The following is an 8,708-nucleotide window of genomic DNA, read 5'->3' as shown; positions in this document are numbered from 1 at the left end:
GGCCTTCTCCTCCGGCGAATACCGCCGCATCGTCGGCCTCCCTGACACCCGTTCATTCGGCATGCTTCCATCCTCGTTTCCAAGGCCAGAAGTCTCCACCGAACCCAGGGCGATTCAGCGACACTTTCGGATTTCACTTCGATTCCATCGAATCCGTCCACATCGACTGGAACTAGTGTGCGGTCCTCAAATCGTCACCCTTAGTTACCCAACAGTATTGCGATGGCGGATTTCGGGTGCAACGCCGAGATTCTTCTGACCGGCGGCGAGCGCGAACAGCGAGGATTTTTCCGCATTACTCGCGGCAGGCGGTTTTCGTTGTGGAACAGTGGATGATGTTTATACCTAAGCGGCGACAACACGGGTTTGCTCGACCGCACAGCCAGAGGACGATCTCGCGTGCAGACTCTGCGGAGGTGAGGTGACTTTTGTACATTGCGCAGCAGGCGTTTTCAGCGTACGGGCCGTCGTACTGGGCCGTTATTGCTCTGTTCGCGTCCGGGGCCTTGCTGCTTGTCCTGGTTGGACGTCGACAGACGGAGGTGCAGGCTCGGCGCTTCGGTCGGTTGTTCGGGGCGGTGACGGGCGCGATCTACGGATCGGCGATGGTCTACTCGGCGATTCCTTTCTCTATCGGTAGTTCGGTGCCTTTGCAGCTTACTGATTTGGTGACCGCTGCAGCGGCCTATGCGTTGTGGTCGCAGCGGCATTGGGCGTTTTCATTGACCTACTACTGGGGTCTGGTTCTCAGTACGCAGGCTTTGATCTCACCGGTTCTGGCGGGGCCAGATTTCCCAAGTTACGAGTTTCTCGCTTTCTGGGCGATTCATCTGTTGGTGGTCTGGGCGGCGATCTATCTCACGTGGGGCAGGGGGATGCGGCCAGGATGGGGCAGTTACAAATTTGCTATCGCGTCCACGGCAGCCTGGGCGACCGTCGCATTCACGTTCAATATTGTTGCGGGAACCAACTACGGATTTCTCAATGCGAAGCCGGTGACAGCATCGCTGTTGGACGTGATGGGTCCGTGGCCGGTGTACTTGGCGACCGGTTCGGCAGTGCTGCTGCTGGTGTGGGGCCTGATGACGTGGCTGTGGCAACCGTCGCTTCGGCGTCCTGGGTGAGGCAGATGTCATCTGAACAGATAGTGGCTTCTCGCCGCGTTTTCTATCCAAAGGACAAACTGGATGCGGAATGTGTTGGCGCCCAGCGGCCTTGGGTGCTAGTGGGTCGGCCATTGAGCGGATGCGATGAGAGGCGTCTCTTCGGCTGACTGGGCTGTGGGGTTCACGGTAGCTGCACATACCCAAAACAAGTGAGTTGGATTGCCCGTTCAGTGCCCTGCGGCCACTCTGCCTCGTGGCTGCAGGGCACTGAACACCTACGGGGGAACATCACCTCATGTCGATGTCTCAGTGGACTTCTGCCGGCTCTGATGTGCCTAATCGAATGGTCGCGGTTGAGCGGGCCGGTTACGTCGTCGCTTCCATGGCAGTGACTGGCTGCAGGCCCACGCGAAACTGAACGAGTCCTAACTTGTCGCCCAAGTTCTTACTTTGCATCCATCCGGAGAAGCGTTCCGCAGGCGAAGCGGCCAAGTAGGAAGCGACGCAAGTAGTAGGTCGCCCGGGGCGAGTATCGCTGTACCGTGATAACTCACAGCGTCCAGTCGAACGAGCAAGCAGTGATCGCAACAAAATCGCGTCCAGAGGCGCCAAGCCACGGGATCCCCTGGCGCAGAACGGCAAGTTGTTGCGGATTTGGACCGTACTCATCAGGGGGTCAGCGCGCGACATTCTCTGAGTTGAGTCGACTGACCTCCGAACGCAGGCGGTGCATCCTTCGCTCAGCTCTGGACTTGCGATGGCCATTTTCGTGACCTACGGACATCAACCCCACCATCGTGGCCATTCCGACCGGAATCCCGAGAACCACGACGAGGAAGGGCATCAAACTCATGGGGTCTCCTTTTGGTCGGATCGAATGGTCTGCGGTGACCCACGATCAGTTACTACTATCGAACATAGTAGATGGTGGAGGGTCGAGGCCCCGTGGAGGGTGCGCGCGCCTGCGCTGGCACGCTCGCGTGCCGCCGGTGCCGCACGCGAGTGCGTGACTCGGTTAGGGGTTTTGGCCGAACGAGCTCAACCCCTCGCGGCGACGGGCGGCACTGTGCGTGGGCCGGTTCGCGTTCGGAGCCAGGCACTTTGTCTGAGGAGTCGCATTCCGTTGAGTCCGACGATGACGGTGGAACCTTCGTGTCCGGCGACACCGAGGGGTAACGGTAAGTGCCCGAACAGGTCCCACAGGACGAGGGTGGTGATGAAGGTGGCGACGATCGCGAGGTTGGCGATCACGATGCGGCGTGCGCGGCGTGAGAGGGCGATCACGCGCGCGATGGTGGCGAGTTCGTCGCGGACGATGACGGCGTCGGCGGTGTCGAGGGCGAGGTCGGATCCGGCGCGGCCCATGACGACGCCGGTGTGCGCGGCGGCGAGTGCGGGGGCGTCGTTGACGCCGTCACCGACCAGTAGCACTTTCGCGCCGCTGCGTTCGAGTTCGGCGACGGCGGTGACCTTGTCCTCGGGGAGGAGTCCGGCCCGCACGTCGGGGATCCCGACCTGTGCGGCGAGCGCAGCGGCGGCGCGGGGATTGTCGCCGGTCAGTAGAACCGGAGTGTGTCCGGTGAGGGAAGTCAGTTCATTGACGACACCGCGGGCGCCGTCGCGGAGTTGATCGGCCAGTCCGAGTACTCCGATCGGTGCGGCGTCGACAATCACCACGATCGCGGTCTTTCCACCGGCTTCCATCTCGGCGGCCGCAGACATCGCTTGGGCGGTGTCACGGTCCGCGATCGCGGCCGACGCGGCTGGAAGCAGGTACGCGGGGCTGCCGACCTGAATCCGGCGACCGTTCAGGCGTGCTCGCACTCCGCGGCCGGGGGCGGAGTCGAACTCTTCGACAGGGGGCACCTTCAGCCCGCGTTGGCGGGCGGCGGCGGCGATCGCGGCGGCGAGCGGGTGCTCGCTGGGATGCTCGGCAGCGGCGGCGAACGTGAGCAGCTCGTCGGCGGCGATGTTCGCCCCGCTCATCGGCCGGATGTCCGTCAGGCCGGGGACCCCTTGGTGAGGGTTCCGGTTTTGTCGAATGCGACGGTGGTGACCGAACCGAGCTGCTCCATCACGACGGCGGATTTGACCAACACGCCGTTGCGGCCGGCGTTGGCCATCGCCGCCAGTAGCGGCGGCATCGTGGCCAACACGACCGCGCACGGGGAGGCGACGATCATGAACGTCATCGCCCGCAGCAGCGACGGTTGCAGGGCGCCGCCGAGCCCGAACGGGATGAAGAACACTGCGAGGGTCGCGGCCACGACTCCGACCGAGTAGTACTGCTCGACCTTCTCGATGGACAGCTGCGCCTTCGCTTTCGTGGCGGACGCTTCTTCGACCATCGCCGCGATCCGCGCGACGACCGTTTCCGATGCCGCGTGATCGATCCGGATTCGCAGAGTGCCGGTCCCGTTGAGGGTTCCGGCGAACACCTCGTCATCGCGATGTTTTGCCACTGGTAGGGGTTCTCCGGGGATCGAGGCCTGATCGACATCGCTGCTTCCGGAGATGATCCGGCCGTCGCCGCCGATCCGCTCGCCCGGACGGACGACGATCACATCACCTGCCGTCAAAAACGCTGCATCCACCATGGTTTCGTGCCCGTCAGGGCCGATGACGGTGGCACGTTCGGGTGCGAGATCGAGCAGGCTGCGCACCGAGTCGGCGGTGCGCTGGGTCAGGAATGCTTCCAGCGCGCCGGAGGTGGCGAAGATGACGATCAGCAGGCCGCCGTCGAGGACCTGGCCGATCGCCGCGGCGCCGATCGCGGCGACGATCATGAGCAGGTCGACGTCGAGGGTTTTCTCTCGAAGCGCCTGCAGACCCGCCAGTGCGGGTTCCCACCCGCCGGTGACGTAGCAGCCCAGATACAGCGTCCACCACAGCCAGGTCGGGGCACCGCCGAACTGAGCGGCGAGCCCGAGGGCGAACAGTCCGGTCGCGATGGCTGCCCACCGCACTTCCGGGAGTGCGAATGCTCGGGTGCGGGCGGCGGTTGCGGGCCGGGGCGCGGCGGGGCCGGTGTGTGGATCGCTGCGTACGGGGGTGGTCATGGCACGGCTTCCGGCTGGTGGCGGGGTGGGAACGAACGCCACGATACAGGAAAATATGAAGACCTCTTCATGTAATCATGATGGGTAGGATGCCTCACATGGGTCACGGAGTCGAAGGCACAGCCACGCCGCCCGCGCAGCTCGATGCGGAGTCGGCCGCGACGGTGGCTGCCACGTTGCAGGCGTTGGCGACGCCGAGTCGACTGCGGATGTTGACTCGGCTGCGGCACGGGGCGTGTTCTGTGGGTGACCTGGTGGAGGCGGTGGGGATGGAGCAGTCCGCTGTCTCGCATCAATTGCGGCTGCTGCGTGCGATGGGGTTGGTGACGGGGACGCGGCAGGGCCGCAACGTCGTGTACAGCCTGTACGACAATCATGTGGCGATGCTTCTCGACGAAGCGGTCTATCACATCGAACATCTCGGGCTCGGAATCGCCGACGACCCGATCCGTGCCCTGTAGAGGTTTGCTCCATATGCGGCCAATCGACGCCGTCGTTCCCTCGGCGGCGCGTCTGACGGCCTGGTGTCAGTGCGTGCGGCGACAAACTCGCTGAAGCCATGGTGCAGTGGTGTGACCGACCTCGATCTCTCCGCTGGGTCGAGGTGAATGTGTTGATCAATCGGCATTCCCCTGATCGGGTTACCCTTCATTTCGACCCCTGACATCTCCTCCCCTGGTCGGTGGAACAACGAAAGCGATCCAACCCGATGGATACTCGTAGTCTGCCTCGGTACATGACGGTGACGGCTCTGGTCGTCGCGACCGTGACATCACTGACGGCCTGCGCGAACAGCGCTATTGATAGCGTGGCGCCCTCCCTTCAGCCATCGTCAAGCACGGCCGGCGAATCCTCGGCAGCGATGAATGGGCTCGAGTCCAGCACATCCGACACGACGCTAGTTACTGACGATTCGACGATTCCCGCCGGTCAAGCCACGACGTGGAGATTTCGAATCGACGATTCCGGGGGCAGCGCGATAACCGAGTACCAGGCAGAGCACGGCCAGCCCATGCATCTGTATTTCATTCGGGACGACTCGACGAGATTCGCGCATCTGCATCCGACGATGGCTGATGACGGCAACTGGAGCGCACCGATCTTGAGCCTCGTGCCCGGGAGATACCGCGCATACGCCCAGTTTCGGACTCTCAGCGGGAAAACCTCTGAAACACAGGTGCTTTCGCAGCTGGTCACAGTCCCTGGCGAGGGTACTCCGGAAAGGCTTCCTCACGCCATGCCGTCGACAGAGATCGACGGTTACACGCTCACGGTCGCGGGGAAACTCACGCCCGGCCAGGCAGGCGAGCTCACGGTGGACATTGCCAGAGACGGCGAGCCGGTATTCGACCTGCAGCGCTACGAGGATGCCGATATCCATGTCACTGCAATCCACGCACAGACTCTGGCCTTTGCTGATTTGACGCCGCTGGCCAGCGGTCGGCAAGGTTCGGAATTCGATGTGCCTGCGAAACTCTCGAAGTCCGGCGACTGGCGGCTGTTCATCGAGTTCCAGGCGCGGGGCCAGCTGCACACCGCGGCGATCACCGTCGCTCTGTAACGAACCTTCAGCAGGCGCAAGGACGATCGGGAGGTGCCGCCGGCGACTCGTGCGTGCACCCGACATTCCTGACCAAGGCGCGGTGGCGATTCCACGCAGCGGGTGCGGACGGTCCCGAGCCCACGAGTATTGCTGTTCTGGTCCAATCCGGTGCGACGGCACGGTCAGCCGATCTGTGGTGCTCGAGGGGAACATGTGACGCTTTTTGTCATATGGGGCAGTTGGTGATATTTATCTACTATTGTCCTTAGTACATGGGTGTCGAGTTCAGGTGAATAATCGAGGACGGGGTGTGTGTGAGGCAACGGAATCGACCCACGCGTGCTCGCACGAGAGTCGCTCACACTGTCCTCGGTCTGGCTCTCGCAAGCTCGATCGTCGCAACCATTCCCGGTATCGCGACAGCGGTTCCCCCACCACCACCACCACCGAATCCGAGCGATTCCGAGTTGCAACAGGCGGACTCGCGCGTGGATCAAACTCTGGGCCGCATCGGCGATCTGATCAACGACGTTGCGTCGGCGAATGCGCAACTCGCCGAGATCGCCGCCCAGGTTGCGATCAAGCGGGAGGATGTCAACAAGGCGTTGGTGGACCTTCAGTCATCACGTGATGTCGCGGTGGCTGCTACTGCCGCTGTGGCCTCTGCACGCACTGACATGGGAGTGGCTGGGCAGGCGATCGAGGTGGCGCAGCAGCAGTTCGACGATTTCGTTGCCGCCAGCTACAGGCAAGGCAGCACCGCCGGCTCGCTGACCGCCTTCCTCGGAACCGACAGCCCTGACGATCTCTTGGCCAAAGCTGATCTGGTGCGGATGATTACGAAGAAACATAACGCCGTCATGGACGAGCTTCAGCGCGCACGAACGTCGCGCTCGAACACGGAGTCTGTGGCACGGGCAGCCCAGGCCACTGCCGACGCTGCTGCAGCGAGAGCAGAAGACAACAAAGCCCTTGCAATGGAAGCAATCCAGCGCGTGACAGATGTGCAGAAGTCGGCAACAGACCAACAGGCAGTGGTCATGAAGGAGCGCAATTCGGCGCAAAGCGAGTTGGATGCAGCGAGAAACAGCGTGACGGGACTGCAGAACCAGCGACAGGTCTACGACCAATGGGACACTCAGCGCCGAGCAGACGAAGCAGCTACCGCAGCGGCGATCGCAGCAGCTCAGCAAGCAGCATCGGAAGCTGCGGCTCGGGTTGCTGCGGATCAAATAGCACGTGATCGCGCCGCGGACATCGCCAGCAGGCAGCGCCCGCATACACAGATCAACGACGGCCCCTCGGAGACGGAAGTGCCGTCGGCGACGACGCCACCGCCGACTGCTTCTCCGACGAAGGCTCCGCCGTCGGCGACGACGCTACCGCCGACTGCTTCTCCGACGAAGGCTCCGCCGTCGGCGACGACGCTACCGCCGACTGCTCCTCCGGCCACGACGACGGATCCCGGTGACGGCGAGGGGGACAACGGCCAGAATTCGGCCACGGGTGACGGTGCCATCGAAACCGTCATCGACCGGGCCATGTCGCAACTCGGTGTGCGCTATTCGTGGGGAGGCGGAGACGCGAACGGGCCTACCTTCGGAATTCGTGACGGTGGAGTGGCGGACACTTTCGGTGATTTCGAAAATGCAGGCTTCGACTGTTCCGGAATTATGATCTACGCGTTTGCTGGTGTGGGAATTTCACTTCCGCACTACTCCGGGTACCAGTACACCGCGGGAAGACAGGTGCCAGCTTCTCAGATGAAGCGAGGAGACCTGATCTTCTACGGGCCCAACGCAAGTCAGCACGAGGCGCTGTACCTTGGCAACAATCAGATGCTCGAATCCCCGCAGTCCGGCGATGTGGTCAAGGTTTCCCCGGTGCGTTGGGATGGCATGGTTCCCAACGTGACCAGGCTTCTCTAGGCGCTCTTCACCGTCGGTGGTATGGGTAGGCTTTCGAGGTCGGCCGAAAACGTTGCACGCGCGTCGTTCACATGTTTGTGCTCCGAATCTGGACACGTGCGGTCGAGCTGCTCGTAAGGTGGGGCAGACTTTGTTGTGGGCCCAGCTTTTCGCGGGCCTCAACCCCGACAATGCCGGGTCGGCCAAGTCGGTCCCGCAGAGCATTGTCACCCCGCATTCGCAGGTTTGAATCTGGAAAGCAATTCCTGCCCAGGTGAATCGAAGAGTGGTGGGGTGAGATTCGGGTAGAACCGCGCGCGGCGCCTAGTTCATTCCAGATTGAGGCGACTTGGCGGGATTCTCTCGAGAGGCTCCGCGAGGACGAAACCTTCTGGGCAGAATCGACTTTGGCGAGTTTCAGGCAGTTGCAGTGGAGTCGATCTCTCCTGGCATTGCAGATCGACTCGATATACTATGTGCGGTAGTAGTTCATTCCGGCGCGATGGGGTCACCGGGTCATGACAGTACGTTCGCCGAATCGTGAGACAGGTGCCGTGGATGGGCAAGGTGACGTGGTCAGTGGGTCGTTCGCGTTCTCAGATGCAATGGCGCAGGGCTCGCAGGGGTGATCGGTGGATCGGCGTCTCGTTGCTCCTGGTCATCCTTGTGTTGGTAGCCGGTTGTGGAACCGACCTTCCGGCAACCATGCGTGTCGAGCAGGGCGGACTTCCGATGACGGTTGATGTTCCGACCTTCGCCGGAGCGGTCTCCTCGCAGGACTATTTCGTCGTGGACGTTCATACGCCGGACGAGGGATCGATTCCGGGGACGAATGCACGGATTCCCTTCGATCAGCTCGATCGGCGTGCTGCAGAACTACCACGCGAGAGATCGACTCCGATTGCGGTGTACTGCATGACCGGAAGAATGAGCGAAATTGCAGTTCGAACGCTCTCCGCATTGGGGTTCACGGAGTGTCGACGGCCATCGTAAGCTCCCCACTGGCGGCCATTTATGGCGCATTTTGTGGCCATGGTTTCTCCCCGCGTACGGCCAGATAGTTCCCCACCTGCTGTGAGTCAGATTCGGTCCC

General features: G+C 62.3%; 6 protein-coding genes and 1 pseudogene. 5 read left to right on the top strand and 2 right to left on the bottom strand.

Annotation, left to right across the window (positions count from 1 at the left end):
* Window positions 1-428 precede the first annotated feature (428 nt).
* Window positions 429-1,124, top strand: a complete 696-nt coding sequence (locus tag ASU23_RS12005) for a TIGR02206 family membrane protein (RefSeq protein ID WP_054186625.1) — start codon at window positions 429-431, stop codon at window positions 1,122-1,124.
* 658 nt (window positions 1,125-1,782) lie between these two features.
* Here ASU23_RS12005 and ASU23_RS33940 read toward each other — a convergent pair.
* Window positions 1,783-1,959 carry a hypothetical protein gene (locus ASU23_RS33940; RefSeq protein ID WP_156423133.1) on the bottom strand — a complete coding sequence of 59 codons (177 nt, stop codon included), beginning with the start codon at window positions 1,957-1,959 and terminating at the stop codon, window positions 1,783-1,785.
* 185 nt (window positions 1,960-2,144) lie between these two features.
* Window positions 2,145-4,165: pseudogene (locus ASU23_RS12000) on the bottom strand (heavy metal translocating P-type ATPase).
* Between the two features lie 98 nt (window positions 4,166-4,263).
* Here ASU23_RS12000 and ASU23_RS11995 point away from each other — a divergent pair.
* From ASU23_RS11995 to ASU23_RS11980, 4 genes are all read left to right on the top strand, one after another.
* Complete coding sequence (locus ASU23_RS11995; protein ID WP_054186626.1) at window positions 4,264-4,626, top strand: metalloregulator ArsR/SmtB family transcription factor; 363 nt, start codon at window positions 4,264-4,266, stop codon at window positions 4,624-4,626.
* Between the two features lie 776 nt (window positions 4,627-5,402).
* On the top strand, window positions 5,403-5,726 hold the full coding sequence (locus tag ASU23_RS34500) for a hypothetical protein (protein WP_147343786.1): 324 nt from the start codon (window positions 5,403-5,405) through the stop codon (window positions 5,724-5,726).
* 296 nt (window positions 5,727-6,022) lie between these two features.
* Window positions 6,023-7,636, top strand: coding sequence for an NlpC/P60 family protein (locus ASU23_RS11985; protein WP_172827046.1), 1,614 nt, complete (start codon window positions 6,023-6,025; stop codon window positions 7,634-7,636).
* Window positions 7,637-8,173: 537 nt separating this feature from the next.
* The gene (locus ASU23_RS11980) at window positions 8,174-8,608 is read left to right on the top strand and encodes a rhodanese-like domain-containing protein (protein ID WP_058037991.1); all 435 of its coding nucleotides are present in this window, start codon (window positions 8,174-8,176) and stop codon (window positions 8,606-8,608) included.
* The last annotated feature ends 100 nt before the right edge of the window (window positions 8,609-8,708 follow it).

The sequence above is a fragment of the Rhodococcus sp. KB6 genome, assembly GCF_001445685.1.
In the GTDB taxonomy this organism is placed as follows: Bacteria; Actinomycetota; Actinomycetes; order Mycobacteriales; family Mycobacteriaceae; genus Rhodococcus_F; species Rhodococcus_F qingshengii.
This window is presented reverse-complemented; position numbering and strand designations above follow the sequence as displayed.